The 26,034-nt window shown below is 40.3% G+C and carries 26 protein-coding genes and 1 pseudogene; 9 read left to right on the top strand and 18 right to left on the bottom strand.

What is annotated here, in order from left to right; translation table 11 throughout:
* Positions 1 to 29: 29 nt before the first annotated feature.
* The 4 genes from I8751_RS06670 to I8751_RS06655 all read left to right on the top strand — a co-directional run bounded on the left by I8751_RS06670 (position 30) and on the right by I8751_RS06655 (position 5,653).
* A complete protein-coding gene (locus I8751_RS06670) occupies positions 30 to 209 on the top strand; it encodes a hypothetical protein (protein ID WP_214438387.1) in 180 nt (59 codons plus the stop codon).
* Positions 199 to 2,181 (top strand): amylo-alpha-1,6-glucosidase, encoded by a 1,983-nt coding sequence (locus I8751_RS06665; RefSeq protein ID WP_214438386.1) that lies wholly within the window; start codon positions 199 to 201, stop codon positions 2,179 to 2,181. Before I8751_RS06670 ends, I8751_RS06665 begins: the two co-directional genes overlap by 11 nt.
* A 14-nt stretch (positions 2,182 to 2,195) precedes the next feature.
* Entirely contained in the window at positions 2,196 to 4,859 is a 2,664-nt protein-coding gene (locus I8751_RS06660) for an MGH1-like glycoside hydrolase domain-containing protein (RefSeq protein ID WP_214438385.1), read from the top strand.
* A gap of 239 nt (positions 4,860 to 5,098) precedes the next feature.
* Positions 5,099 to 5,653: a sporulation/spore germination protein gene (locus I8751_RS06655; RefSeq protein WP_404800422.1), complete on the top strand. Its 555-nt coding sequence runs from the start codon at positions 5,099 to 5,101 to the stop codon at positions 5,651 to 5,653.
* 20 nt (positions 5,654 to 5,673) lie between these two features.
* Here I8751_RS06655 and I8751_RS06650 read toward each other — a convergent pair whose 3' ends face one another.
* From I8751_RS06650 to I8751_RS06640, 3 genes are all read right to left on the bottom strand, one after another.
* Positions 5,674 to 6,291 (bottom strand): Uma2 family endonuclease, encoded by a 618-nt coding sequence (locus I8751_RS06650; RefSeq protein WP_214438383.1) that lies wholly within the window; start codon positions 6,289 to 6,291, stop codon positions 5,674 to 5,676.
* Positions 6,292 to 6,421: 130 nt separating this feature from the next.
* Entirely contained in the window at positions 6,422 to 6,682 is a 261-nt protein-coding gene (locus I8751_RS06645; RefSeq protein WP_214438382.1) for a CopG family transcriptional regulator, read from the bottom strand.
* Positions 6,679 to 7,269: a ParA family protein gene (locus I8751_RS06640; RefSeq protein ID WP_214438381.1), complete on the bottom strand. Its 591-nt coding sequence runs from the start codon at positions 7,267 to 7,269 to the stop codon at positions 6,679 to 6,681. The genes I8751_RS06645 and I8751_RS06640 overlap by 4 nt, the downstream gene beginning before the upstream one ends.
* A gap of 756 nt (positions 7,270 to 8,025) precedes the next feature.
* Between I8751_RS06640 and I8751_RS06635 the strand changes: the two genes are divergently transcribed.
* Positions 8,026 to 8,238 carry a hypothetical protein gene (locus I8751_RS06635; RefSeq protein WP_214438380.1) on the top strand — a complete coding sequence of 71 codons (213 nt, stop codon included), beginning with the start codon at positions 8,026 to 8,028 and terminating at the stop codon, positions 8,236 to 8,238.
* A 52-nt stretch (positions 8,239 to 8,290) separates the two neighbouring features.
* Positions 8,291 to 9,958, top strand: a complete 1,668-nt coding sequence (locus I8751_RS06630) for an MBL fold metallo-hydrolase (RefSeq protein ID WP_214438379.1) — start codon at positions 8,291 to 8,293, stop codon at positions 9,956 to 9,958.
* 150 nt (positions 9,959 to 10,108) lie between these two features.
* On the opposite strand, the gene I8751_RS06625 is transcribed toward I8751_RS06630, so the two are convergent.
* The 7 genes from I8751_RS06625 to I8751_RS06595 form a co-directional block, all read right to left on the bottom strand.
* A complete protein-coding gene (locus tag I8751_RS06625; protein WP_214438378.1) occupies positions 10,109 to 10,420 on the bottom strand; it encodes a DUF6679 family protein in 312 nt (103 codons plus the stop codon).
* Positions 10,421 to 10,968: 548 nt separating this feature from the next.
* Positions 10,969 to 11,184: a hypothetical protein gene (locus tag I8751_RS06620; protein WP_214438433.1), complete on the bottom strand. Its 216-nt coding sequence runs from the start codon at positions 11,182 to 11,184 to the stop codon at positions 10,969 to 10,971.
* Between the two features lie 298 nt (positions 11,185 to 11,482).
* Positions 11,483 to 12,271: a Nif3-like dinuclear metal center hexameric protein gene (locus tag I8751_RS06615; RefSeq protein WP_214438377.1), complete on the bottom strand. Its 789-nt coding sequence runs from the start codon at positions 12,269 to 12,271 to the stop codon at positions 11,483 to 11,485.
* Positions 12,272 to 12,277: 6 nt separating this feature from the next.
* On the bottom strand, positions 12,278 to 13,024 hold the full coding sequence (locus I8751_RS06610; protein WP_214438376.1) for a hypothetical protein: 747 nt from the start codon (positions 13,022 to 13,024) through the stop codon (positions 12,278 to 12,280).
* A gap of 267 nt (positions 13,025 to 13,291) precedes the next feature.
* Positions 13,292 to 13,705 carry a secondary thiamine-phosphate synthase enzyme YjbQ gene (locus I8751_RS06605; RefSeq protein ID WP_214438375.1) on the bottom strand — a complete coding sequence of 138 codons (414 nt, stop codon included), beginning with the start codon at positions 13,703 to 13,705 and terminating at the stop codon, positions 13,292 to 13,294.
* A 97-nt stretch (positions 13,706 to 13,802) separates the two neighbouring features.
* Positions 13,803 to 14,276 (bottom strand): hypothetical protein, encoded by a 474-nt coding sequence (locus I8751_RS06600; RefSeq protein ID WP_225894002.1) that lies wholly within the window; start codon positions 14,274 to 14,276, stop codon positions 13,803 to 13,805.
* Positions 14,277 to 14,346: 70 nt separating this feature from the next.
* On the bottom strand, positions 14,347 to 15,429 hold the full coding sequence (locus I8751_RS06595; RefSeq protein WP_214438373.1) for a glycosyl transferase: 1,083 nt from the start codon (positions 15,427 to 15,429) through the stop codon (positions 14,347 to 14,349).
* A 353-nt stretch (positions 15,430 to 15,782) separates the two neighbouring features.
* On the opposite strand from I8751_RS06595, the gene I8751_RS06590 reads away from it, so the two are divergent.
* Positions 15,783 to 16,118 (top strand): XisI protein, encoded by a 336-nt coding sequence (locus tag I8751_RS06590; protein ID WP_214438372.1) that lies wholly within the window; start codon positions 15,783 to 15,785, stop codon positions 16,116 to 16,118.
* 81 nt (positions 16,119 to 16,199) lie between these two features.
* On the opposite strand, the gene I8751_RS06585 is transcribed toward I8751_RS06590, so the two are convergent.
* On the bottom strand, positions 16,200 to 17,375 hold the full coding sequence (locus tag I8751_RS06585) for an aminotransferase class V-fold PLP-dependent enzyme (RefSeq protein WP_225894001.1): 1,176 nt from the start codon (positions 17,373 to 17,375) through the stop codon (positions 16,200 to 16,202).
* 7 nt (positions 17,376 to 17,382) lie between these two features.
* Positions 17,383 to 17,919: a PadR family transcriptional regulator gene (locus I8751_RS06580; protein WP_214438371.1), complete on the bottom strand. Its 537-nt coding sequence runs from the start codon at positions 17,917 to 17,919 to the stop codon at positions 17,383 to 17,385.
* 310 nt (positions 17,920 to 18,229) lie between these two features.
* Between I8751_RS06580 and I8751_RS06575 the strand changes: the two genes are divergently transcribed.
* Positions 18,230 to 18,643: a hypothetical protein gene (locus I8751_RS06575; protein ID WP_225894000.1), complete on the top strand. Its 414-nt coding sequence runs from the start codon at positions 18,230 to 18,232 to the stop codon at positions 18,641 to 18,643.
* Positions 18,644 to 18,710: 67 nt separating this feature from the next.
* Here the strand turns inward: I8751_RS06575 and I8751_RS06570 are convergent, their stop codons facing one another.
* The 5 genes from I8751_RS06570 to I8751_RS30030 all read right to left on the bottom strand — a co-directional run bounded on the left by I8751_RS06570 (position 18,711) and on the right by I8751_RS30030 (position 24,875).
* On the bottom strand, positions 18,711 to 19,745 hold the full coding sequence (locus I8751_RS06570; RefSeq protein ID WP_214438370.1) for a hypothetical protein: 1,035 nt from the start codon (positions 19,743 to 19,745) through the stop codon (positions 18,711 to 18,713).
* Positions 19,746 to 19,754: 9 nt separating this feature from the next.
* Positions 19,755 to 21,281 (bottom strand): MBOAT family O-acyltransferase, encoded by a 1,527-nt coding sequence (locus I8751_RS06565; protein WP_214438369.1) that lies wholly within the window; start codon positions 21,279 to 21,281, stop codon positions 19,755 to 19,757.
* 849 nt (positions 21,282 to 22,130) lie between these two features.
* Complete coding sequence (locus I8751_RS06560) at positions 22,131 to 23,288, bottom strand: peptidoglycan-binding protein (protein WP_318780298.1); 1,158 nt, start codon at positions 23,286 to 23,288, stop codon at positions 22,131 to 22,133.
* A 217-nt stretch (positions 23,289 to 23,505) separates the two neighbouring features.
* On the bottom strand, positions 23,506 to 24,576 hold the full coding sequence (locus I8751_RS06555; protein ID WP_214438430.1) for a DMT family transporter: 1,071 nt from the start codon (positions 24,574 to 24,576) through the stop codon (positions 23,506 to 23,508).
* Between the two features lie 176 nt (positions 24,577 to 24,752).
* Positions 24,753 to 24,875: a hypothetical protein gene (locus I8751_RS30030; RefSeq protein WP_263973485.1), complete on the bottom strand. Its 123-nt coding sequence runs from the start codon at positions 24,873 to 24,875 to the stop codon at positions 24,753 to 24,755.
* On the opposite strand from I8751_RS30030, the pseudogene I8751_RS30220 reads away from it, so the two are divergent.
* Positions 24,841 to 24,927: pseudogene (locus I8751_RS30220) on the top strand (serine/threonine protein kinase); the annotation flags it as partial. The gene I8751_RS30030 and the pseudogene I8751_RS30220 sit on opposite strands and share 35 nt — an antisense overlap.
* Here the strand turns inward: I8751_RS30220 and I8751_RS06550 are convergent.
* A complete protein-coding gene (locus I8751_RS06550; protein ID WP_214438367.1) occupies positions 24,925 to 25,629 on the bottom strand; it encodes a Uma2 family endonuclease in 705 nt (234 codons plus the stop codon). The pseudogene I8751_RS30220 and the gene I8751_RS06550 overlap by 3 nt on opposite strands.
* Positions 25,630 to 26,034: the final 405 nt, after the last annotated feature.

Raw genomic sequence — 26,034 nt, 5'->3', positions numbered from 1 at the left:
AAGAAGAAAAGGCGTTGCTGAATCATGGAATGAAATTGGATTTATTAGAATCTCAAACTCGTTATCCTCTCTGCGTCTCTGCGCGGCAGTCGCTTCAAGTCGGGAAACCCGCCCAACGCGCTGCCTTGCCTCTGCGTGAGGTAAATCATCCCGCATTTATGCAACGCCGGAAGAAAAAACCAGCAAGAGTATTGATTTATGTCTATTGAATTTGGGCGGGAAATCTGCGGTAATCTCGACACCGCAGAGTTACGGGAATGGTTAGTTACTAACGGTATTGGTGGTTATGCTTCTGGAACAGTGGCAGGTTTATTGACCCGTCGCTATCACGGCTTACTAGTAGCAGCATTGCAACCGCCTCTGGGTCGCACCTTGCTGCTGGCAAAACTAGATGAAACTGTTTTGTATGATCATCGCTTTTATGATCTACATACCAATCGGTGGGCAGATAGTACGATCAGCCCCCACGGTTATCAACACATCGAAAATTTTTCCTTGGAAGGTACAATTCCTGTATGGCGTTTTGCTGTTGCTGACGCTTTGTTAGAAAAACGAATATGGATGCAGCATAAAGCTAATACAACATACATCCAATATACTCTACGTCGTGCTACCCAACCGCTGAAGTTGACGCTTAAAGCCATAATCAACTACCGCGATTATCACAGCGACACCCAAAGCAATGGTTGGCAGATGTCTGTTGAGCAGGTGGAACAGGGAATTCGTGTAACTGCTGATGCCGATGCTGTACCATTGTATCTGCTAAGTGACTGCGGCAGTGCCTCGCCTTCTCACAATTGGTACTATGGCTTTGACCTAGCAGTTGAACGCTATCGGGGATTGAACGATCAAGAAGACCATCTTCATGCTACTACTTTTGAAGTTACACTGAATCCTGGGGAAGCGATCGCGTTGATTGCCAGTACTCATAAGCAATCAGATTTAAATAGTGAAGCAGCACTCAAACACCGTCAGGCTTTTGAGCAAAAGTTAATCAGACTTGCGAATTCTAACTGTCCTCTAAATACTCCCGATTTTCCTGCTTGGGTAAATCGTCTGGTGTTAGCTGCTGACCAATTTATCGTTGACCGTTCCGTACCAGAAGACCCTGATGGCAAAACTATCATTGCTGGTTATCACTGGTTTGGAGACTGGGGACGGGATACGATGATTAGCTTGCCTGGGTTGACCCTGGCTACTGGTCGTCCAGAGGTTGCACGCTCGATTCTTCGCACTTTTGCCAGGTATGTAGACCAGGGAATGTTGCCTAATCGTTTTCCTGATGCAGGTGAGACACCAGAATACAACACAGTCGATGCAACGCTATGGTATTTTGAAGCCATCCGAGCTTACCACAAGACTACTGGGGACGATGATTTACTAATGGAACTTTTCCCCGTGCTGGCAGATATTATCAACTGGCACTGTCGCGGTACACGCTACAACATTCATCTTGATTCTACCGATGGTTTACTTTATGCAGGAGAAACAGGTGTACAACTCACTTGGATGGATGCAAAAGTGGGAGATTGGGTAGTGACGCCTCGTATTGGTAAACCAATTGAAGTTAATGCTCTTTGGTATAATGCTTTGCGGACGATGGCCAAGTTTGCCCGTTATCTAAATAAACCACACCAAGAATATGAGGCGATCGCTGACCGCGCCCAAGCCAGATTCGCTCGCTTTTGGAATCAGGAAACTGGCTACTGTTACGATGTGCTAGATAGCCCCGACGGAAATGACCCATCTCTACGTCCTAACCAAATTTTTGCCGTTTCCTTACCTGAAAGTCCGCTGACGCTAGCTCAACAAACAGGAGTAGTAGATGTTTGTGGACGAATTCTATTAACTTCCCACGGGTTGCGATCGCTCTCTTTTGATCACCCCCAATATCAGGGTAAATATGGTGGCAGCCAATATAAACGTGATGGAGCTTACCACCAGGGAACCGTCTGGGGTTGGTTGCTGGGTGCATTTGTTACAGCACACCTACGTGTCTACAAAAATCCTCAACAAGCGCGTAAGTTTTTGGAACCAATGGCTAACCATCTCACCACACATGGTCTTGGTAGTCTCAGCGAAATTTTTGATGGTGATGCACCAATGACTCCCAGAGGATGTATTGCTCAAGCGTGGACAGTGGCAGAAGTTTTGCGTGCTTGGCTGGCTACGGAGAATTGATACAGAGTAATAATATGACAACTCCAACCCAAGAAGAAATTAGATTACAAGAAGCTCAAAATCACGTAGCTCATTGGCGCAGATGGGGGCCATATTTAAGCGATCGCCAGTGGGGAACAGTACGTGAAGATTATAGCCCAAACGGTACAGCCTGGGACTATTTCACCCACGATCAGGCTCGTTCTCGTGCCTACCGTTGGGGTGAGGATGGGATTTTTGGTATTTCTGATAATCATCAACGGCTTTGTTTTGCGATCGCCCTTTGGAATGGTGAAGATTCTATTCTCAAAGAAAGGATTTTTGGTCTAACTGGTAGTGAAGGTAATCACGGTGAAGATGTTAAAGAATATTACTTTTATTTAGACAGCACTCCCACACATTCATATATGAAAGCGCTGTATAAATATCCTCATGCAGCTTTCCCTTACTCCCAATTAGTTGCAGAAAATCAACGCCGAAATCGTCGAGAACCAGAATTTGAACTCTTAGATACAGGTGTGTTTGATGACAATCGATATTTTGATGTTTTTGTGGAATATGCCAAGCATTCTGCGGAAGATATTCTCATTCAAATTAAAGCAGTCAACAGAGGTACAGAAGCTAAAACATTACACCTATTACCGACCCTTTGGTTTCGTAATACTTGGTGTTGGAATGGAGATGCAGATAAACCTACTTTAAAAGAGATTAAATCAGATCGTAGCTTCAATGTAATTGCAGCATCTCACCCAAGTTTAGGAAATAGGTGGCTGTATTGCCAGGAAGCAACAGAGATTGTCTTTACAGACAACGAGACAAATTATCAGAGATTATTTGGTTCTCCCAATACTTCGACTTATGTTAAAGATGGCATTAATGACTACATCGTAAATGGTCAAAAATCAGCAGTAAATCCTGATAAAATTGGGACAAAAGCATCTGCTAATTATGTGTTAACAGTTGGAGCAGGTGAAACTAAAACTATTAAATTACGACTCAGTAATGCACCCAATTTACTTGAGCCATTTGGTAATGAATTTGAGGTAGTTTTTAGTAAGCGACAACAAGAATATGAGAAATTCTATCAACGTATTACTCCATATCCTCTAAGTGAAGATATGCGGAATGTGCAGCGCCAAGCATTTGCTGGTATGCTGTGGAGCAAGCAATTTTATCATTATATTGTAGAGGATTGGCTTAAAGGCGATCGCAACACACCAACACCCCCATCAGAGCGACAAAATGGCAGAAATCAAGAGTGGTTTCATCTCTACAATGAAGATATTCTTTCTATGCCTGATAAGTGGGAATATCCCTGGTTTGCTGCTTGGGATTTAGCATTCCATACTATTCCTTTAGCAATGATTGACCCAGATTTTGCTAAGTACCAATTGGATGTTCTTACACGGGAATGGTATATGCATCCTAATGGGCAAATTCCCGCCTATGAATGGGCATTTGGTGATGTTAATCCTCCTGTTCATGCTTGGGCAACTTGGCGCATTTATAAGATTGAACAGAAGATTTATGGGCGAACAGACAGCCAATTTTTAGAACGAGTTTTTCAAAAGCTGATGCTCAACTTTACTTGGTGGGTAAATCGTAAAGATGCTGAGGGAAATAACGTATTTCAAGGAGGATTTTTAGGGTTAGATAATATTGGCGTGTTTGACCGCAGTGCAGCCCTTCCTACAGGCGGACATATTGACCAATCTGATGGTACTAGTTGGATGGGGATGTACTGTTTAAATATGTTAGCGATCGCTCTAGAGTTAGCCAAGACTAATCCTGTTTACGAAGACATTGCCACCAAATTTTTTGAGCATTTTCTTTACATAGCCGATGCTATGAATAAAATTGGCGAAATGGAAGCCAGTTTGTGGAATGAATCAGATGGATTTTATTATGATGTGCTACATCTACCTGAACAGCAGATTACCTTAAAAGTCCGGTCAATGGTGGGATTAATCCCCTTATTTGCAATTGAAAGCATTGAACCAGAAACCTTAAGAATGCTTCTTGGCTTTAAGAAGCGGCTGGAATGGTTTATCCAAAATCGTCCTGACTTACGGCAAAATGTAGCTTGTATGGAAACAAAAGGAGTTGGTGCTAGAAGATTATTAGCAATTGTTTCACGGGATAAGCTAAAAAGTATTCTGCAAAAAATGCTTGATGAAACTGAGTTTTTTAGTCCCTATGGTATTCGCGCTCTTTCTCGGTTTCACGCCGAACATCCCTATACTTTTGATGTCAATGGTTCACAATTCCGTGTAGATTATGAACCTGCTGAATCTAGCAGTGGTTTATTTGGTGGAAATTCTAACTGGCGTGGCCCTATTTGGTTTCCGGTAAACTTTTTACTAATTGAATCTCTGCAAAAGTTCTATTATTACCTGGGTGATGATTTTAAGGTGGAATGTCCCACAGGTTCTGGACAAATGATGACACTTTGGGAAGTTGCATCAGAATTATCTCAAAGGTTAACTAGAATTTTCTTGCAAAATACCTCTGGACAACGACCTGTTTATGGTGGGATACAGAAGTTTCAAAATGACCCGCACTGGCAGAATTTAATTCTATTCCATGAATATTTTCATGGTGATAATGGAGCTGGAATTGGCGCTAGCCATCAAACTGGATGGACAGGTTTAGTTGCTCAACTTATTCAGCAATTTGGTGAGTACGAATCACAATGTTAGGAACCAAATATTGAGGAGGATAAAGAGGCAAAATCTGCCCCAATGAATGTTTTTCAAAGAAGCATTTTTATCTCCAATCTTGGTTTTTAAGATAGCCAATAACAGCCAAGAAGTAAAGTTTGATTAAAAACTTGTACTGTTGAGACTACAAACAAAATTTTCAAATTTATGCGGAATTGATACCAGCTACACTGAAGTAAATAGAAACAGACAGCATCACCATCACTATGAACAACATTATGAATACAAATACAAAATATTTCTTACCATTTATTGTTGTGGCGATCGCAGCTAGCCTCAGCAGTTGTAATTCTCCTTCTACTTCTCGTAACATTCCCAGCGAAACACCAACACAAAGCTCATCAACCCCAACCCCCAGCATGGCGCAACTAAGAGCCAAATCTAACAACGTTGAGCCATCTGAAAACACCCCTGTTGCAACTACCAAAACCGCTAACGTCACGCTCTATACAAGTGATGTGCAATGTCAAAAACTGATTCCTCAACAAGTATCTGTACCAGCAGCAGAACCTGTCACAGGTGCGGTAGGCAAAATCATAGAAGAACGAGATACCGGTGATTTGAGCTTATCTGGTTATCGTGTCAAAGTTGAAAATGGCACTGCCACAGTTGATTTACGACTATCACCCCAGTCGAAACGGCAATTGTTATCTCTTTCGAGTTGTGAACAGTTTGCTTTGTTTGGTAGCCTGCGTAAAACCTTAACTAGTAATACTCAGTGGAATATTAAAGAAGTTCGCTTTACTGAGCGCGGAAAAGAAGTCATCCTTTAGTCATCAGTAATAAAAAAATTCTACAAAGCACCATTAAAAATCTGATGAGCAGTCAGTTTCAAATCTGGAAAAGTAGGGGATATAATAGGTTCTTCATCCCTAAATTGAGCGATTTGATATTCTTCATCAACTAGATAATAAATAGAAATGGTTGCTTGTTTGGGATTACCAATAAATTTTCTTGCCCCCAAAGCTGCATAATCAACGACCCAATATTCAGGAATTTTCATTGCTTCATAATTCCCTAATTTGGTGTAATAATCATCTTCCCAGTTTGTACTTACAACCTCAATAACCAAAGGAATAGATCCACTTTGAGTCACAGTAGATTCTTTTTCCCAAAATTCCTCGTTGTGCAAATTAGCATCATTGATTAAAACTACATCTGGTGAATAACCCGATGATTTTCTCGGTGGTTTTACTAATGCTGTTTTAGGAATAAAGTATGGCAATTTCAAACGCTTATATTCAACAGTAATTTCCCCTGCTAAAAATCCCGTAACTTTTTCATGTTTCCCACTCGGCTGAGGCATTTCAACAATTATCCCGTCGTGTAATTCGTAACACTTCCCGGTATTTCCCGGCAGCCATTCGATAAATTCTTCAAAGGTAAATAGTTTGGGTAAAGCTTGAGCCATATCAAAACCTCCGCTTGTTTTGACTTTAACATTTACAAGGTTGGGACTGATTAGTTTGGCATCGCAGCAAAGATTAAAGATCAATACGATTCAGTTAGCGCCAAAAACTCTCTGATAATCAAGAGCCAAGCTAACTTTTTTTAGACAAAAGCCATTGCTCAATTAACTCCGCGACAATATCGCTCATCTGTCGTTCTTGTGAAACTGCTGCGGCTTTGAGTTGTCGATGCAGTTGCTTAGGCAGATAAATAGTTGTACGGGTATAAGCTGGGTCAGTACTTTTGCTTTGGGAAGTGGGTTTATCTTCAGTTTGCTGTAGTTTATCTCTTTGTTGACGACTACGAGCAGCATCAATCAAGTCATCAAAACGGCTAGTTTTTTTCTTATTCAACGTAATATCTCCTTACCTGCCTCGGCATAACATCGCCATGCAATTTGTGCATAAGAATCTTTGACAGCATTTACTGGAAGCCCTTCTAAAGCAGCTCTTTGGAACACAGCCAGTCGCCGAATCCCAGATTTGAAAACAGGTAGCCCCGCTTGTTCTAGAGATGTTCTCGCTTCTTCTCCCGCCTTATTTGGGTTTGGTGGGATGATAGTCAGTAAAATTCGATAATTTGTTTTGAGTTGTTTGAGTAAGTTAACCATTTGGAGTGTTGCAGCTAAAGCGATCGCATCTGGGGTAGTGGGTATCACCAGCAAATCGCATCCTTTAGCAATAGTTTTTAGCTCATTTGGATCTGGTCGGGCTGGTGTATCAATTACTATATGCTCATAAAGTTTTGCTAAATTTACCCCATGTTTTTCATCAGCAACTTTGAAGGGTAAACAACCCCGGTTTGACCAATCCAAAGCACTGCGGTTTAAATCACCATCTATTAATAGTGTGTCAGCTTTGTTCTGAAGGTATGTAGCTAAATGCAACGCTGTCGTAGATTTACCGACACCGCCCTTAAAAGCAGCTACTGTGATGATCATTTTTGATTTAACAGCAAATAATGCCAAAATTTTACTGTATAACTAAACATCTAGACATTTATTTTTTGTTCTTGCATTTAGATGTTTAGATATTTAAATATCTAATTAATTTAGCATACGTATATTTAGTATAATTTAATTACGCATACAATTATTTCGCTTGTCAGTAAATCGTGGGATAAATGTATAAATCTTTTTAAGTACAAATTTATTATGGTTTGCTGATTATTTCAAAGAATGTCAAGCTCATTCCACCCCTGGAAGGGGTGGAATTTCGTGTCAGTGGTCAGTTGTCAGTTTTGCCACTCACCACTGACTACTGGCACCTGACGGCGACGGGGCGACTATCACAGACACTCCTCTAAGAAGCAGGTAACGCGATCGCCTTTTGATGATTAATTGGAAATTGTGAATTGAATCAGATTACCCATCCAAATAATTTATAAAGGCGTATTACATGGATAGACAGGTTAACCGAAAGGTTCTACAATTTGAGTGATAGTGGTAATTTTACCTATTGCCCAATCAACCGAAGCATAGTAAAGATTTTCTGGCGATTATACGCGATTGTGGAAGCGCGCTATTAATATAAGAAGGTCTTTAGTTAAGGACAGCAAATAACATGGAAGTAAAGCTGATTTTAGTTGGGTTAACGGTTATATTTACGATTTCGTGCCTGTTTTTTGGTACGAAAAATGGATTTTATGATTCAGAGAACTATCACGGTAATGGCTCTGCACATTGAGAGAAGACTGAGTGGAACCAACCTCTGCTCAGAATTTTGGAAACACAAAAAGGCAAAAGGCAAGTTCCCATAGCCCCAAACTTGAGGGCTTCTCATTACCCAACTTTTCCGAACCAGTGCGGGTTCGCAATAAGCGTCCTCCCCAATCCAAAATCCGCATTCTTAAGGGTGTAGAGGCGCACTACAAAACTTATCCCAAAGTCAAAATACCAAAATCCTTGTGATTCATGGCTTTTGGGATATTTCAATGACGATGAGATTGGAGGGGAGGAGAGCATGAGGGATAATGTGTCGGCATCCTCTCGCGTTGATGCTGGGGAAACGGCTAATGAATTAGAATGTTTGCCCTACAGTGTCCAGCATAACGATGAGGGCGTATGTTTATTAGTACGAATGGGGCCACATCGCATCCTATTGGACTGTGGTTTAAAAGAAAGTTCTTTATTATTAAGCACACTAACTAAATCTGCTGGTAAAGGTAGTTCACCTTTACCAGCAGATTTAGTTTTGATCAGTCACGCCCACCCAGATCATGCTAGAGGGCTATTAGCACTACATCAATCTTTTCCACTTTTACCTGTTTACGCCAGTGAAGTAACCAGCAAGTTACTGCCGCTAAATTGGCCAGATCAAGCTCCCCAAGAAATTCCCCAATTTTGTCATGCATTACCGCTGCGATCGCCTGTAGAACTGCAAGATGGTTTAGTGGTAGAGTTATTTCCCGCCGGACACTTACCAGGGGCGGTAGCAATTTTGCTCACCTATACTACCGTTCAGCACTCCTACAGGCTATTGTACACAGGAGATTTTTTCTTATCAAATTCTCGGTTGGTAGAAGGTTTACGCTTAGAAGAATTACGGGGATTAGATCTCAGTGTGCTGATTATTGAAGGTACTTATGGCACATCGCGTCATCCCCACCGCCGTAACCAAGAAAATCAATTAGCCGAGCGAATTAATCGGGCGATCGCCGATAATTGTTCTGTTCTACTGCCTACACCTGCTTTAGGCTTGGGTCAAGAACTGTTAATGCTTTTACGCTCTCATCACCATTTTACAGGGCGGGATTTAGATATCTGGGTTGATGGTGCTGTAGCAAGTGGGTGCGATGCTTATTTAGAACTACTACCCCACCTGCCTCCATCAGTACAGAACTTCGCCCGCCATCAACCCTTGTTTTGGGATGAACGAGTGCGTCCGCGAGTCCGTCGTTTGCCACCAGAACATCGTGCCACTGTAGGTAAGTCTCCCTGTATTGTTCTCACCGACTCTACATCTGATTTTGGACAATATTGTCAACCCGACACTGGCCCTTGGCTCATTCTACTGCCAGAAAAAATTGATATAAAAGTTCACAAAAAATATTTAGCACCCACTACTATTGACAGCTATCTTTTAGCACAACATAGTGACGGCCCTGGTACTACCCAGCTAATTCATAATTTGCGTCCTCAGCACGTCGTTTTTGTTCACGGTTCTTCTACCTATTTGGCAGATCTAACTAGCTTAGAAGAGTTACAAAACCGCTACCATGTACATTCCCCCTCTGCTGGCACATTAGTAGAACTGCCCATTGGTGACACATTTTTACAACCGGCAGCTCCAGAAACTAATTATGAAGGTGAACTGACAGAACTGGGGACGGTAATTACAATTACACTTCCCGATGCGATTACTGCCGATCCTCGTTGGCGGCAGTTTGCCGATACTGGCTTAATCGAAGGTCATTGGCAGGGGGAAGAACTAGTATTGCGGGGGTTGTCTCAACGAGATCTGCTCCACCAAAATAGTGATCGCTATACTTCGTCTGATGTCGACTGCTGCGGTAACTGCCGACATCAAAGGGGGCAACGGTGTTGGAATCCCGCCTCCCCCTTATATAACTTCAAGGTAACTCTTGAAGGTTACTGTCCTGCTTTTGAACGCTTAAATGATAGTCAATAGTTTCTTGGCAGTGGTCAATTTTATTAACAACTGACCCTTCGGGTGACGCTCGCAAGCTCACTAACGCTGCGCTAACGCAGTCGCCTGCGGAGGGAAACCCTCCCGCAGCGCTGCCTCACCACTGACAACTGACAACTGACCAATGACTAGTTATTCAGGGTTTGAGTCGGGGTAATGGTTGCGGATACGCTCAGCCTCTGGACAGTCTTCAGTCATCAGAGGTTCTACATTACCCCGCGGCACTGAAGCTAATTTTTGGGTTACAGCGCCGATACTCTCAAGGCGAACCATTTCCTCCCAAGAACAAGTCTCGTCTTCCTCTTCTGTTTCATAGCGTAGGGTGACTAAATCTCCCTCTATGTCGAGGATGCGGGCGCGTTCAATCCAGCGTTGCTGGTCCCGCAAGAAAACACATACCTCGCGCCCATCGCAACACAGTTGATAAATCTTGCGGTGTAGCATGTATTGCTTCTGCCTTTTTAAACAACGTAGTTAAACCTGTCAAAATCTGGGTTTTACCCCATCTTAGATCACACCTTTGAGAGATAAGTTACTCGGTTCAGAATTAGTGCGTCTGGTGACTTTAATCCAAAGAGTTGCTGATAGTGGCCAGAATCTAGGAAATTTTGAATCATCAGCTAGTAGCTACTGCACCAGTTGAACTCAATCTCTTTCAAGGTTATTCAGCGAATGTCTACTTCATAGAAGTCAGACAATTCGGGGATTTTACTCACTAGCCTAAAACTTGCTGGTAAGTCATTTCTACCATTATGTAATAATAAATACTCCAAAACAAGAGGTGATTGCGGTTGTCTGAGTTGCCTACTTGTAATCATTGGCATTACTGGGAAGTCTGGGGACTCGGCTTTACTTTTCCCCCGTATATATTTGATCTTAACTCATTCTTTTGCCTACTCTCATGGTTTTCAGCAATAACACTGCAAGAGTTTTGAGTTGAGAGTTTTGGCTGATGCGACACAGTTCTATTTGCGCCCCACAGTGCAGCATTATCAGCAAGATTTGTACTGTGTGAGAAATGCCATTGGCAGTTGTGAAGATGCTTCTCTTTTTATTTCACCTGTGCATACTGCATCGTATAAAGTTGCTAAGTCTACCAAATCTTCTGACTGATAGCATTTGGTCGCCAACACCTGATGAAGTAGACCCTCAGATTCAACACTAAGATACCCAGTTTGGAAAGCAGATTCAACGAGTGTGCGAATCATGTTGATTAGGGTGTAGAGAGCAATATTATTATTTCTAGTCTGGAACATTCTCCTCCTTAGCTAGTTGATATGAAACCGTATTAATAGGTGATTATAGTTACAAAAAACTGTGACTACAATCACAGTATATAAACGTATCAGTAAGGCTTTAAGGGATTGAGCTTTACTATACTTAGGGCAAAAAGTACAAACTTTTAGTGGTACTGTAATTATTCAAGTATATAGATATACTAATTTTTGGCATGTATACACTAAAAAATAGAGGAATACGAGTCAATAATCAAGAGAAACAGACAACTCAAAGAAGAAATTGGCGGAAATCCTCATCCTTTTGACTCAATTGCACCCAGTCTAGGTTTAAAGAATTAAATTTTTGTACCAAGCGATCGCAAGCAGGGCGTTCAGTTGCATAATGACCAGCATCAATTAAAATTAGATCGCGATCGCGGCTTTCTTGAAATTGATGAAACTTACAGTCAGAAGTTAGATAAGCTTGAGCATTAGTTTTAACTACCGCCGAAATAAAACTAGCTCCCGAACCACCCAACACAGCCACTCGTGAAATTGTTTGTTGTAAATCAGCAGTAGGAGAAAAAATTAAATTAGGGGGAGCAAGTCGATTTTGAATAGTTGTGAGTAAATCTTGTAAAGACAAAAAAGGCTTTAGCATCCCCACACGCCCGTATCCTAGTCCTGCTTGCGTGGGTACTATGGGAGTAACTTCTTGGAGTTCTAGAATTTGAGCCAAAACATCAGCAGTCCCATCTTGTACTTGGTCAAAATTTGTATGGGCACTGTAGACACCTATATTGTGGGTAAAAGCTAACCGTGCCATTTCGGCGATCGCCTCACCACTGCGTAGCGACTTGGGAGGATTAAAAATTAAAGGATGATGGGCAAAAATTAAATTGGCTTTAAAGGCGATCGCTTCTTGCATTACCGCCAAAGTTGGTGTTAGACACACCAATACTCGTGCTTCATCCTGCAATACTCCCGGCTCTATCTGCCAGCCGCAATTATCCCAACTTTCAGACCAAGTAGGATTTGCCCATTCTTCAAACCAAGTTATTAAATCAGTAATTTTCATCTTTTTTTAGTGTCTCTGTGGCTGAATATTTAATTTTACTGATAATTGCTGGCGCATTTCCTCGAAAGGTTTATTCCATACAGGGTGAGCATTCCAGTTCCATGCTGCCACTGGGATGAGTTGTTTTCCTGCTAGATAAGTTAACAAGCGGTATTCATCTTCTGGTTCGCGGGAAAAGGAAAAAGGATTACGGAATCCTGTATCACATAGTTTATAAAATGAAACTTGATCAAGACTGATGCGATGCACAAGTTCTTGACCTTTAATAAGCAAATAATCTAAAAAGCACAGGCTAAAAGGTTCTATATGGGCGCGATTGTGCGGCTCTTTCTGTACCCATTTTGCCCACACAAATCCATACATAAAATCGTGAATATAGCGAAAGCGTACTTCTTTTTTAATTCCAAATAACTCGATCAAAGAAACCATTTTGTTGGCAAAATATTCTAAAAAATCAGCCCCGTCATCAGATAATAAAGCTTGCCTGAGCATACTGCTTACCATAAAATCAAAATCCCAGAAAATGTTTTCTGGGAAGTTTTGTAACAGGGCATCAAGGATGACTTCCAAGGTAGAGTATAAATGAGAAATTAACTGCATATCTGTAGTTTGTGCCGCAATAAAATTTTCCAATTCGGCAAAACTGGTAATTAAAGACTTTTTGGGATTGAGTGATAAAAGATTAATAGAATGCTGGACAAGAATTTCATCAAGATATGTGAAAGCCTGAGTTGGTGCTAGATTTTGCTTCATAATTAATTGCAATATTTCAAGCAACTCAAAATAAGTATTATTTTATATTGCAAAAAATGTAATTATTAAAGCAATATAAATAAACTTAACTTTCACTTTACAAAATGAGAAATAAATCCTAAATAATGCGCTTCAAGATGGTTATATAAACATCCTATCTGAGTTACAATAACCACCTTTATGATAGAGTGCTAAATCTGCCACTAGTTGACTACTACAGCACGGCGAAAATAATTATCCAGTTAAAAAAGGTTTAAAAGCCTATCGCTAAGCCCAAATGTGGACAACCAACTCTCTTACATGGCTGCGCTGGCGATGTTCCCAAATATAAATTCCCTGCCAAGTTCCTAGCACCAAATGACCGCTATTGATAGGGATATTTTCAGAAGTATGGGTAAGGGCTGTGCGAATATGTGCAGGCATATCATCCGCACCTTCAGCATCGTGAATGTATTTGCCTGATTCTGGCACAAGTTTGGCCATAAAATTAGCTAAATCCACAAGTACATCAGGATCGGCGTTTTCTTGAATTACTAAACTAGCTGAAGTGTGACGCAAAAATAAAGTACAAAGACCAGTTTCTACTCCCGACTCAGCAACAATGGCTGCGATTTTTGCAGTGATGTTGTAAAAAGATTTGCCATTAGTGGAAACTTTCAGTAGCTTTTGGTAATGAGTCATGTGTAAGGTGATTGACTGCTAACTCTATTGTGCAGATGATTTTTTTGCCATATAGGCAAAGATAAACAATTGGATATTACCCCAACATTACTTATAATTACGGCGATGGGCTGACTACAGATTGGGAACGTTGCTGCTGGTAAAGTTTAACAACTTTTTGGACATAAGCAGCAGTAAAGCCACTGTTGCAACCTGTATAACTGCCAGTCATCCACCAACAAGCTACACTACCCACTGCCGCAATTTCATTATTACTGAGAGTGCGAAACTGCTGGGTTAGTTCACGGCGTGTGATACAAGATATAACTTGGCGTGCAGTAGCTGGGCTGTTTTCAAACTGCGTCGGTGTTAGTTCTCGTTTAAGACAATATTTCGACCAGGCTTTGAGGGTTTCGGGTTTGACTTGCCATGCACTGTATAGCCCATCATTGGGGGAATTAGTTTGCGGTGCAGCGAGTCGCAGCGATTCTACCATAGCGCCGACTTGAGCGTTAGAAACTTGTTGTTGTGCTTGAGCTAACAATGACGACAGTCCGAAGCTGACAATCACTCCGCCTAGTAGTAATCGCATGGGATTTTTCCTCATAGCTTATGACTGATTTTAAACACTAAGATGTAGCATATTATGCGATCTGAGGAGTTTAAAGACTGCGAAAATAGTTAACTACAGCCTGAGCGATCGCTTCATTACCATCCTTAGCAATAGGCTGGGATAGCTTTGGTTGTTGGGGGTGTCGATGAAGAAAATCCCAAGTCTCTTGAAAAAACTCAGTTGGCGTGAGAATTTGATGTTGATGGTAATTAACAATACCTTCTAAAAGAAAAGCTGCTTCCGCAAAGTCATCGCGGGGAATGGTAACGAGAGGGACTCCCAGGCGTGTAGCTTCCGCAAAAGTGCCGTAACCAGGTTTAGAAACAACACGGTCGCAGATAGACATAAAATCTACAGGGCGATATTTACGGTCAGTAATTTTGATTAAATTAGGTAAATCTGGTGTAGATTGATCAAAAATAATGAATTGCCAATCTGGAAAATGTTTCAGGTTGTCGTAGGGAATCTGCTGTAAACCTAAGCCACCAAAGGTCAACAAAACAGTTTTTTCTAATGGTGCAGTTATACCCCAAGCAGCACGCAGATCATTCGCAGAGTAGCGAGGGGAACCACCAGTTAAGCCGACATCTGTGATATTGTTAAAAGCCTGCATTGGTTCGTGAAAGGGAAGACGAAACAAGCGATCGCACTTCGAGTAACAATCACTAATCCAATCAGCAATAGCAATAAATTCGTTTCCCCAATCTCGGTAAATCAAATCCCAGCCAAAATTACTCATCATCCAGCAAGGGATATTTGCCGCTTTGGCAAATAAAGGAGTGAGAAAAGGAATATCTGCCAAGATGAGATTGACACGATTTTGGCGGATAAAATTGACTTCAGAAGCTATCAGAGAATTTTGATGTTTTTGAATATCTAGCAACTTTTCTTTAGTCGCTTCCTTATCCATTGTTAAGCTATCCGCCTGGATTACACCCAAGTCAAATGATCGGGGACGATGGATAAAATCTCCTTCTATATAGCACTCTAACAACCACCGTGGAGCAGTTGTTACCATAATTAGCAAAACATCTGGACACAACTTTTGAATTGTTGCAGCTACCGATGCTGTACGAGTCGCATGACCAAAGCCGTGGTTAGTGATGGCTACGTATAAAATTGGACGTTCCATTAAGAGGTAAGAATGAAGAATTAAATCTTGGGAATTGAAATCACAAAAATCATAACTGATAATTTTTAAGTTCTAACTCATCTTTTGTACTTAGCCAGGACTTACGCAAGTGTCACACAAGATTCTATTTTTTGTTTGTAGTAAGGGCTTTAGCCCTGATATTGGCTACGCCAATGTACTACAACAAAGGACTTTAGTCCTCTCTGCGAGACGCTGCGCGAACACTACAAGCTAGGGTATTATGCCAGTTGCGTAAGTCCTGGCATAATTACAGAAAAATTAGGACAGCTAATCATAAAACGTTTGCAAATTAAACTCTTGGTATTTGATGAGGAACAAGTGAGGATTGTGCAATGGATACCTTAGAACGCTATCGCCAGATAGTCCGCCAGTTAATTGATGAAATTGCGTTGTATAAGCCTTCTCACGGTCAGATTGAGACCGAAGCAATTATCGACCCTCAAAGAGATCGTTATGAACTGCTGCACGTAGGCTGGGATGGGCAACGTCGGGTACATGGCTCGGTGGTACATATTGATATCATCCAAGGAAAAATCTGGATTCAACATGATGGTACTAATCGTCCTGTAGCCGAAGAGTTATTAGAAGCAGGAGTTCCTAAAGAGGATATTATCTTGGGCTTTCATCCTCCTCACGTCCGTCAGTATACTGATTTTGGCGTGGCATAAATGAAACGGAATATAGGATACAAGAGAAATAATTGCTCGATGTAGTACTTAGACAGTTAAGGATTCGTAGATAATCTGATGCTAATTCTGGCTAAATCTTTGTATTTCTTCAATTAATTGGTCGATTTCCGATTCTAAAGTCAAGTAATGGACTGTGGCGCGGATACAGTCAGGATCGGCAATTGTGCGAGTGAAGATTTTTTGTGACTCTAAAAATTCCACTAGCTTGAGACTCGCTTGAGGTTGTTGCTCAGTGAGTTGAAAGGAAACTATACCACTTTCGGGTGGTGAAGTTCGGAGACATTTAATATTAGGTAACGCTGCCAATTTCCGCCAGAGATACTCACTGTTAGAGCAAATTTGCTCGTAACGTTCTTGTGAAGTTCCCCATTGTTGATGAACAGCGATCGCCTCTTTAAATCCCACATATAACGAGTAAGCTGATGTTGAGACTTCATATCTTCGCCCATCCGGTTGCCAAGACACAGGCTGCGATCGATGATCTACAACAATGCCACGCAAACCAATAAATGTCGGCTGCAAGCTTTCTCTAACTTCTGGCCGGACATACAAACCACCAATACCAGCCGGGCCACATAACCACTTGTGACCTGTGAAAGCATAAAAATCTGCTTTCAATTCACTCAAGTTTAAAGGTAACAAACCAGCAGACTGGGCAGCATCAACCAGAACTAAAGAATTATTGTTTCCGCATATTTCTACGATTTTGTCAAGATGTAAAACTTGACCCGTATTCCAGAAGACATGACTTAAGATGACCAAACGAGTTTGGGGGTGTAAGTGTTTGGCAATCACTGTCGCGGGGTCGCCCTCATTTAAAGTTGTCATTAAGGGGCAAGTAGTCACTTTTACAGCGTATCTGCGCCCAATTTCTTGTGCTGTCGCAATTACACCTGGGTGTTCGCAGTCCGAAAGTAGTATATGGTCGCCAGGTTGCCAGTCAATACCCCACATGGCAATATTGCAGCCAACAGTGACATCTTCGGTGAGAGTAATTGTTGCTGATGGTACATGAAATTCAGAGGCGATCGCTTCTTTGATAGCTTGTTTTTGTTGAGTCAGCCAGGTGTATGCCTCATTTCCAAAAGGGCCGAGATGCTGGATGTGAGCTTCAGCTTGAGTAATGGCATCCATTGCTCTCTTGGGCATTGGCCCTTGCCCACCATAGTTAAAATATGTCTTATTTGCTAAAGCTGGAAATTGCTCTCGATGGTGATGCAACTTAGTTTTTATCATAGAAATATTAATTATTACCAATAACCTCAATAGCCGTCTTCAACCAATCAATGTAAGTTTGCTCTCGTTGCGTAATTAAGTCCAGCACCAGTTGATGCATAACTTGCTCACGATTTACAGATGCATCATTGAGAGGTAGCACCTTGATTGCTTGACAATTGACCATCTTTTCACCGTGAACTACTAGCTGTTGTTTTAGTAAATTAATGATTGCTTCATTAGGTAGTTGAGCCGCAAAAAATAACTGCACAAGCAACGGTTCTCGTACCGTCGGTAATGGCTGAGGGCATTGCAGCCACCGAATTAATTCAGCTTTTCCGGCTTCAGTTGTACTATACACCTTTCGGTTGGGGCGATCACGCTGAATTTCAACTGTACAAGTAATCCAGCCTTGTGCCTCAAGCTTATCGAGGGTTCTATAGATTTGCGCTTGGTCTGCTGGCCACAAGTGGGCAATACATTGATCAAAGCAGTTTATTTTCAGGTCATAACCTGTCATTTTTTCTTGCTGAAGGAGACCTAAAATTGCGTGCGCTAAAGACATAGGCGGTTTTCCGAAAGTAAATTAGTGGAAACCATATCTGTTCTTTCTTATATAATCTTATGTTAATATATGATTAATCATATAAAAGAGTTGTATAACAACATAACTTTGATTATGGGGTGTTACAGAAACTAACTTAATTACTTAAGATTAAGTGTGACTCCAGGTTATTCGCGTCTAGAACGTTCAAAAATCCGTGACCACCGTATCAGATATATTTCAGTTGTTTGCTACTGTCTATTTGTAAGCAATATTAAAGCAGAACTTATTCAAGCTATTAAAGACTATTGCCACGGGAGGATCAGTTCAATTGGCTTCTAACATACTCCAACAAAGAATACACCAACATCAACATCTACGTGATTTACGAAACAAATTACTACATCTTCACAAAGCGTTGATTGAAACAGAACGCATCGCCTACGAACAAGTTAGTGGACGAGTATCAAATAGAGAACTCCTGCAACTTGTTATCAACCATGAACAATTTGCTTGGCTACATAGCATTTCTGAACTAGTTGTCCAAATTGATGAAAGCCTCGTAGCAGATGAGCCCGTATCGCTGGAAAATGTCCAAAATTTGATTGCCAATGCCCGGATGTTAATCTCACCATCCGAGGTAGGTAATACATTTGCCAGAAAATACTACGCTGCGCTGCAACGTGAACCTGATGTTGTATTAGCACATGCAGATGTATCCCAGTTTCTTGCATCCAAGAAATAAGTCAAAGTGAAAGACAAGCACCGTGAGGTAACTCGCGGTGCATTTAAATATGTTTAGCGTTATTTGCTTATTTAATATATGGTTTAATCAAAGATATGATTTGTTGGGTTCTTATATCTCTGCCGCGATCGTTAGGATGATATTGGGTATTAAACATTAGTTCATTGGGCAAAGTTGCTTGATAAGGGTCACCAAGGAGAAGGGTGCCATTGTACTGATAATATTCTTTAATTTTATTAAAGAATATTTGATATTTCTCTTTTTGATATTGATCTTGTTTTTGCATTACAGGATAAAGAGCTAATACTTTAATTTTGTTTTGTTTGCACCAATCAAGAAACTCTGCAATAACTCCTGTTGGATCAATTGTGTAATTTTTTGGAATTTTTAAGGCATTAGGCATAACATCTAATGGCTTCTGACCAATATTACAAAGCTCATCTCCAAATTCATTTAGAGTAAAACCGGTATAACATTTTTTCTTTAAAGCTTTTGCTTTTAATTCAGACAAGACTTCTTGTTGGTCTTTATATAAAACTAAACTTGACAAAATGTCTATATTCGATAACTGAATGACATGATTGAATTTAGCAGAAATACTTAAATTATTAAAATAGTTTGTATCATGGGACAAAACATGTTTCAGGTATGTTTCATTAAAATTACCTCCCCAAGTATAGGTACTATACTCTAAAGGTAAAAGAACTATGTCGCCTTCTTTTAGGATAGTTTTTGCATCATCCAGGGTATACTTAACGCCAAGAGCTGCATGAGTTGCCAAATTGACTGTAGGAACTCCTGTTTCTTGATAAATTTTTTTGGCACTAATACCAAACAGGGCGTTGCTACCAGAAACAATAAGTATTCTTTTACCTGAAATTGATTTAGCTATATCTTTTTTGCGAGTTTGTGCAACTGCAATCCAGTTATCTGCCCCCATAATATATTTACCAACAAAAAAATAACTGACAAGCAAGTCTAACGAAAAGACCACTAAAAAGCACAAAATCATAACTTTTAAGTAAGATTTAAAGCTTTTTTGTCTATTTGATAGGTCACTTTTTTCTAACAAAAAATCTGATTGTTTTTTTGTATCTAACATACTTAAGTCTCAAAATTGAAAGTACAAAAATTCTGACGGTTTAGCTTCTAATATTTTCGATATGGCAATGAAAAAAATCAGTCCTAAGCTTATTGCCCATAGCAAGTTTGGCTTCCACAAAAATATATTTTTAATTTCGTTATTTTTAGTTGATAGAGTAGGTTTATATCTCCAAAGTATCTGCTGAGTATTAGGTGCAAACCATACAATAATTGATGATAACACTAGCCATAAGACGCAAAAAATTAAATTAATATTTGCAGGAGAACCCCACAAATTATTAGGAGTTAAATTATGCAAATCAAATGACAGCATCGATTTCAAAATACTAACAGCTGCGCTTAACGATTCTGCTCGGAAAAATATCCAAGCGACCATTATAGATAAAAAAGTAATTATTCGGTAACATGCAATTTCCCAAATCGATTTGTCCCGGCTTTGTAAATGTAGAGTCTTTTTAATAGCTGCATATAAATGATTTACTATCAAATAAAAGCCATGTAGTCCGCCCCAAATAACAAACATCCATGATGCACCATGCCATAAACCACCAAGTAGCATTGTAATCATGAGGTTACCATATCGTCTAACTTCTCCCTTACGATTTCCCCCAAGAGGAATGTAGAGGTAATCTTTGAGAAATCGTGATAGTGTAATATGCCAACGTCGCCAAAAATCAATAATACTGTTGGCTTTGTAAGGTGAATCAAAATTTTCAGGCAAGATTATTCCAAATATCCTAGCTATACCAATTGCCATATCTGAGTACCCTGAGAAGTCAAAGTACAGTTGAAATGTATAAGCTAGGACACCACACCAAGCTTCAAAAGAAGAAATTAATGTGCCTGATGCAGATGCATTAAAAATGGGTGTTGCGTATGTAGATACGCCATCTGCTAAAATAACTTTTTTAAATAATCCCAATGAAAAAATGGTCAATCCTATAGCAATGTTAGCAAAGTTAAAATTTGTAATATTTTTATTTGCAAACTGCGGTAACACTTCCTCATGATGAACAATAGGTCCTGCAATTAACTGAGGGAAAAATATTACAAATAAGCAATAATCAAGAAAATTATATTCTATAGTTTTACCTTTATGAGAGTCAACTAAATAACCAATTTGTTGAAAAGTAAAAAATGAAATTCCTAGTGGAAGTATTATAGTACCTAATGTTAATTCGGTGCCTGCCAATAAATTTAAATTTTTGACAAAGAAGTTTGCATACTTAAAGTACGCCAAAAGTGCAACATTTACCGAAATTCCTATAAATAGAAAATGATTATTGTTAAACTTACTTTGCTCGTGATTAAATTGATATTGCTTCGCTATGAAATTTCCTATTACATAGTTGAAAATCATTGAGCAGACAATCAGAATAACGTAGTTTGCATTCCAATAACCATAAAATATAAAAGAGGTAAAGACTAGCCAAACAATTGCAGCTTGGCGAAATCCAAAACGACCTAATCCAAAGAAACCTAATATGGTAATGGGCAGAAATAGACAAATGAACTCTAAAGAGTTGAATAACATAATTAATTTGTTATGTTTAACAATAATTAACTTTTGTTTATATATTTCATATAACAACTAAAAAAACAAGTTATTTTAAGTATTTTTACTAAAAACTTACAATCTTTACTCTAATTTTATAAACACAAAAGGCTCTATGGACAACATGGCAGAATACTTTAAGTCATCAATTGAGTAAGAATAAATATAAAGTTTAAGTAAAGACTCATGCTATAAGAGATTAATTATTTACTCGATATGCAATACTTCTCGCTTAAGTATTTTTAATTCGGATCGGGTTTTGGGAAAAGGTTAAAGGGGAAGGGTTAAAGGTTTTTTCTTTCCCTTTCCCCCTTCCCCTTTTCCCTTTAACCGAGAAGCATTGACTCGATATGATATCTGGGAGTTGCATAATTGCGGGAAAGTTAGCGAAAGCTCCGCTAACGCTTAGCGTCTCGTAGAGAGCGTCACCTAAAGGGAGGGGCAGAGAGGATAAGGAGTTTGAGATTCTAATAAATCAAATTTCATCCCATGATTCAGCAACATCAATATTTGAAGTCCCCTCCAATCTATTGATGAAAAAAATTGCTGCTGGGATATACCATGAATGAGACTGTTGATTATTTTCAATTAGACTTTATCCTAAAAGCCTATCGATGTAGCAAATCCGATAAATTCAGAGTAGACTGACTGCACTATTTTAACTATCTATAAGCAGAGATTATTGATTTTATTAGATGGTGCAAGATATGAACCAGCTTTTCCGCACTGGATTGAGCGCAGTCGATTAGTTAATATGGCAAATTGGTCTACTCGACCATTGTGGAAGCGAATTGTTGGACGCATAGTTCTCTTTTTGCAATCGCAACTTTAGCTAATTTCGTCATCCTGCCAGATATCTGTTTCAATAGCTTCTGGTAAACTTGCTTGAGTCGGCAAGCTACTTTTATTCATTTGAGTCAAAGCATACTTTGCTGTTGATTGTACTTCAGCATCTGGATCTTCTAAGGCGTGGCTCAACATTTGGTTCATTTGACTCATAACGTCATAGACGCGAGTCAAGTCACGGATAGCATTTTGCCGCACTTGGGGACTTTCGTCTTGCATTGAAATTGCTAAAGCCCGGTTTAATGGTTTGAGTATGCGAACGTTAATTTCTGCTAAAGCTGCCAAAATTAAGCTGCGTTCTTGAGAGTCAGCATCAATCATCAAATTTATTAGTGGCTGAATCGCCCGCGAATCTCCTTGCTGACTCAAGCTCCAAACAGCCTTGCGCCGCGTTTTGGGGTCAGTACTGCGTAAGTCCTTAATCAACTCTTCAACGACATTGACTTTAGGTATACGAGAAGTTTTTTCTAGTGGCACTACTGCTGTAGAAATTGACGCTTTTGTTGTTTCTTGATTGATCACAGATGCAGTCTTTCCCTGCTGATTTGGTGTGTTGTGCAATTCTTGTAAAGGCGGTGTCACGACGAAGTCTTCCTTTGCTGGACTTAAAGCTTTCAGTTCTGAAGTTTGGGGCTGTTGCCCTTGTTTTAGCTGACGAGACCATCTCATCAAAAACAAGAGTGCGCCAATACTTCCTAAAATTCCCAGACCAGATAGAGACCACCAGATGATCCCTCTTTGATTTGGCTGGGGCGTGGTATTTGCAGTTGGTTGGGGCGTTGGGGTAAAAGGGGCAATTACCGGAGAGTTGACAGGCTTAAATTTGGCTGCCATAGCCGTTCGCAGATTGCGTTTAGTCGCTAAATCTGCTATGCCGTCTACTCTTTTTAAATTCTTGCCTTTCTGAAATTTAGCTACAGCAGTTTGTGTACTTAGGCTGTATTTTCCATCTATTGAGCCATTGTAATATCCTAAGTTCTTCAATTGGGTTTGTAGCACTTTTACATCTAAACCTTGACTACCAGGTTTAAGGACACCTTGTTGAGTAGGAACTTTAGAACTAGCTTGTGCTATTTTTTGCGGTAATAAGTTAGGGGTAGCTGTGCTTGCGCGATTTGGGTAAAATCCCAGGCAAGTCAAACAGGTAAATATTAAGACTGAGGAATAACATTGCCTCATATTGGAAGTTGCAGCCTGAATGTGCTTTTGAAGTCATGGATATTACAATAACTTCAAGCTGACCAAATGTTAACTTTTAGTGTGACACAAAAATCAGTAGTCAGTAGTCAGTAGTTAGTTGTCAGTTGTCAAAGGCATTGAGTATTGGAAAATTCTTGCTTTCCTGTTCTCTACCGAGTCAGGGCAAAATGTCTGGCTCCGATTCTCTGACCGATAAGGTTACGGGGTTCAACTTCTTAGCAGATGCTTCTAAAATTGTTGGCTGTTGTGTAGTCGTTTTTTCCTCGATAATCACCATGTTTTGTTTTCCTGACAAGGTATCACGTTGATTGATGAGATAGATACTAATTAAAGTCAAGAAAACTCCCGCCCACTGTAGCGAACTAAGTACTTCTGACAAGAATAGATTGCCAAATAGTAGAGCAAAAACGGGGGTGAGGAAGGTAAGAGAACTGAGACTGGTAAGACTACCACTAGAGGCAAAATAGAAAAATAACCCGTAAGCGATCGCACTACCAAAGATTGTGGCATAACTCAAAGCCATCCAATCAGCAAATACGAGATTTTGCCATTGCTGCGACTCTAAAATTGATGAAATTCCCCATAATGGCAATCCCCCAATGATCATGTGCCATCCTGTAGCTGTCACAGGGTCTGTATATTTACACACAAACCGAATCAAAACTGTTCCCACTGCCATTGACAGCGCCGCTAACAGCATTAACCATTCACCACTAGCAAATAAATCTTGCCAAGTGCCAATCGTGACATTCACACCTGAATCGAATAAATGGAAAATCCACTCATCCGGTAAGCCAATTAAACTAATACCTGTAACGCCCAATCCTAACCCCAGCCATCCCCAAAAACCGATGTGTTCTTGGAATAGCCACAACGAGAGCAAAGCCACAGCCAAGGGCTGAGAATCAATCATTACTGAACCTAACCCAGCACTAGTTCTGACTAATCCCTCGGCCAAAAAGCCTTGAAACAGCGTGCCATCGACCAAAGCAAATAAGGTGATCCACAGCCATGCAGCCCAACCCTTAGGCTGGGGTCTACCCATCAATGCGGCTGTAATCAGAATTAATACCCCCGCCGGCAACAAACGCACACCAGCCATAAATAAGGGTGTGGTGTGGGGTATTACTCCTTTCATAGCTACCATCGCCGTTCCCCACAGGAAAAAGGGGGCAATTAACAATAGGGGAGCGAAGGGAAGTCGAGATGCACTGAGTTTCAGTTGCATGGGCTTGCTGAGACCTTTAGTTAACATACGCAGAGATTACTTTACACAATTTTACCTAATTGTGACTTTTTGTGTTTGCCAAGGGTCTCTCTTTGAAAGAGAAGGAAAGAATACTCAGTGTGATCGCTAGATTGGCTATACAAGTTTTACAAAGCTAGGCTCAGGCTCCCCAGACTTTATTGTGTGAAAATTGATGTAAGTATTTTGGGAGTTGCAGATGTAGCTTGGGGAACTGGCGATCGCTTGAAAGGTGGAAAATACACCATTGAAAAAGAATTGGGGAGGGGACGCTTTGGCATCACCTATTTGGTCAAAAATAAAAATGGCGATCGCTTAGTTATCAAAACTTTATACTTCTGGTTCTACACCAAGAGCGCGCAATTGTGCAGTCAGGCGATCAGCTCTTTCATCGCCAGTTAACAACAAATTACCTTGCAAATCCCACCAGCGCAGCCAAGGTAATTCCGCATTCTGATATTCTCCATGCCAAATGCCTAACTCAACTCCCAAGGGTGTGATAGGATAATGTCCGCGCTCATTTGTTGATAAAGGCTGATATTGTCCTCCAATGAATTTATAAACTTCCACACTGGCTTTTTTCACTTCAAAAATGCCATAAAAAGGAGGACGAATCACCTGCTCATAAATCCAAAATTTCCCCTTCCAAGGAGTTTTATCTCGTTCTTCCATACCATTTCCAGAGACAAATTCTAAGGCAATCAACGGGGCAATGTATTCTCGCCACAGTACATAAAACCTCCGTGTCTGACCATCAAGCAAGGGCGGTACATTTCCTGCATAAAACCAATCTGGTGCTTCTGCGCCTTTCTTTGGGGGGTCAGTTAAGCGCCAGTAAATGCCCAAGTCCTGACCAATACAATATTGCCCATCAGGATGTAATTGTTTCAATACGGGAGCAATTGAGTCAGTTAGTAAAATGCTTTGCGGATGTTCTTGCCAATTTTTCACAAATTTACCATCAGACTCTGGCAACTGCGTATGGTCTGGGAAAGGAGTGAGTTCGTCGGTGGATGGATTGGTTGCAGAGGTCATAAGACTACCTTTGCAAAGGGTAAGAATTGTTTTTTAGTTTAGCAATACAAGGAGAGAAGGGGCGATCGCCTTTCTCATATTTAAGCAATTAAGTATAATTTTATACTTAGTTAAATATTAATTAAAAAATAATGAGGAGAAGGCTTCGCTCAGAAAAGAATAATATTCGTCCTTTTGTCTTTACCTTATTGCTTAATCTATAAAATTAAATTTAGTAAGCATTAGCACAGTTTACTTGCGGAAAACACCAAAATGAATAAGCAAACTGGGATTTGAGAAAGTAAAACCTCTTTTTGCTTGCGGAAAACACCAAAATGAATAAGCAAACTGGGATTTGAGAAAGTAAAAGTTCTTTTTGCTTGCGGAAAACACCAAAATGAATAAGCAAACTGGGATTTGAGAAAG

The organism is Atlanticothrix silvestris CENA357, from assembly GCF_016056295.1.
Taxonomy (GTDB): Bacteria; Cyanobacteriota; Cyanobacteriia; order Cyanobacteriales; family Nostocaceae; genus Atlanticothrix; species Atlanticothrix silvestris.
This window is presented reverse-complemented; position numbering and strand designations above follow the sequence as displayed.

Bases quoted from the DNA above. Each gene is read 5' to 3' on its own strand.
- I8751_RS06670 (WP_214438387.1), top strand. From the start codon at position 30: ATGAAATTGGATTTATTAGAATCTCAAACTCGTTATCCTCTCTGCGTC.
- I8751_RS06665 (WP_214438386.1), top strand. From the start codon at position 199: ATGTCTATTGAATTTGGGCGGGAAATCTGCGGTAATCTCGACACCGCA.
- I8751_RS06660 (WP_214438385.1), top strand. From the start codon at position 2,196: ATGACAACTCCAACCCAAGAAGAAATTAGATTACAAGAAGCTCAAAAT.
- I8751_RS06655 (WP_404800422.1), top strand. From the start codon at position 5,099: ATGAATACAAATACAAAATATTTCTTACCATTTATTGTTGTGGCGATC.
- I8751_RS06650 (WP_214438383.1), bottom strand. From the start codon at position 6,291: ATGGCTCAAGCTTTACCCAAACTATTTACCTTTGAAGAATTTATCGAA.
- I8751_RS06640 (WP_214438381.1), bottom strand. From the start codon at position 7,269: ATGATCATCACAGTAGCTGCTTTTAAGGGCGGTGTCGGTAAATCTACG.
- I8751_RS06630 (WP_214438379.1), top strand. From the start codon at position 8,291: ATGAGGGATAATGTGTCGGCATCCTCTCGCGTTGATGCTGGGGAAACG.
- I8751_RS06625 (WP_214438378.1), bottom strand. From the start codon at position 10,420: ATGCTACACCGCAAGATTTATCAACTGTGTTGCGATGGGCGCGAGGTA.
- I8751_RS06620 (WP_214438433.1), bottom strand. From the start codon at position 11,184: ATGATTCGCACACTCGTTGAATCTGCTTTCCAAACTGGGTATCTTAGT.
- I8751_RS06615 (WP_214438377.1), bottom strand. From the start codon at position 12,271: ATGAAAATTACTGATTTAATAACTTGGTTTGAAGAATGGGCAAATCCT.
- I8751_RS06610 (WP_214438376.1), bottom strand. From the start codon at position 13,024: ATGAAGCAAAATCTAGCACCAACTCAGGCTTTCACATATCTTGATGAA.
- I8751_RS06605 (WP_214438375.1), bottom strand. From the start codon at position 13,705: ATGACTCATTACCAAAAGCTACTGAAAGTTTCCACTAATGGCAAATCT.
- I8751_RS06600 (WP_225894002.1), bottom strand. From the start codon at position 14,276: ATGCGATTACTACTAGGCGGAGTGATTGTCAGCTTCGGACTGTCGTCA.
- I8751_RS06595 (WP_214438373.1), bottom strand. From the start codon at position 15,429: ATGGAACGTCCAATTTTATACGTAGCCATCACTAACCACGGCTTTGGT.
- I8751_RS06590 (WP_214438372.1), top strand. From the start codon at position 15,783: ATGGATACCTTAGAACGCTATCGCCAGATAGTCCGCCAGTTAATTGAT.
- I8751_RS06585 (WP_225894001.1), bottom strand. From the start codon at position 17,375: ATGATAAAAACTAAGTTGCATCACCATCGAGAGCAATTTCCAGCTTTA.
- I8751_RS06580 (WP_214438371.1), bottom strand. From the start codon at position 17,919: ATGTCTTTAGCGCACGCAATTTTAGGTCTCCTTCAGCAAGAAAAAATG.
- I8751_RS06570 (WP_214438370.1), bottom strand. From the start codon at position 19,745: ATGTTAGATACAAAAAAACAATCAGATTTTTTGTTAGAAAAAAGTGAC.
- I8751_RS06565 (WP_214438369.1), bottom strand. From the start codon at position 21,281: ATGTTATTCAACTCTTTAGAGTTCATTTGTCTATTTCTGCCCATTACC.
- I8751_RS06555 (WP_214438430.1), bottom strand. From the start codon at position 24,576: ATGCAACTGAAACTCAGTGCATCTCGACTTCCCTTCGCTCCCCTATTG.
- I8751_RS30030 (WP_263973485.1), bottom strand. From the start codon at position 24,875: ATGCCAAAGCGTCCCCTCCCCAATTCTTTTTCAATGGTGTATTTTCCA.
- I8751_RS06550 (WP_214438367.1), bottom strand. From the start codon at position 25,629: ATGACCTCTGCAACCAATCCATCCACCGACGAACTCACTCCTTTCCCA.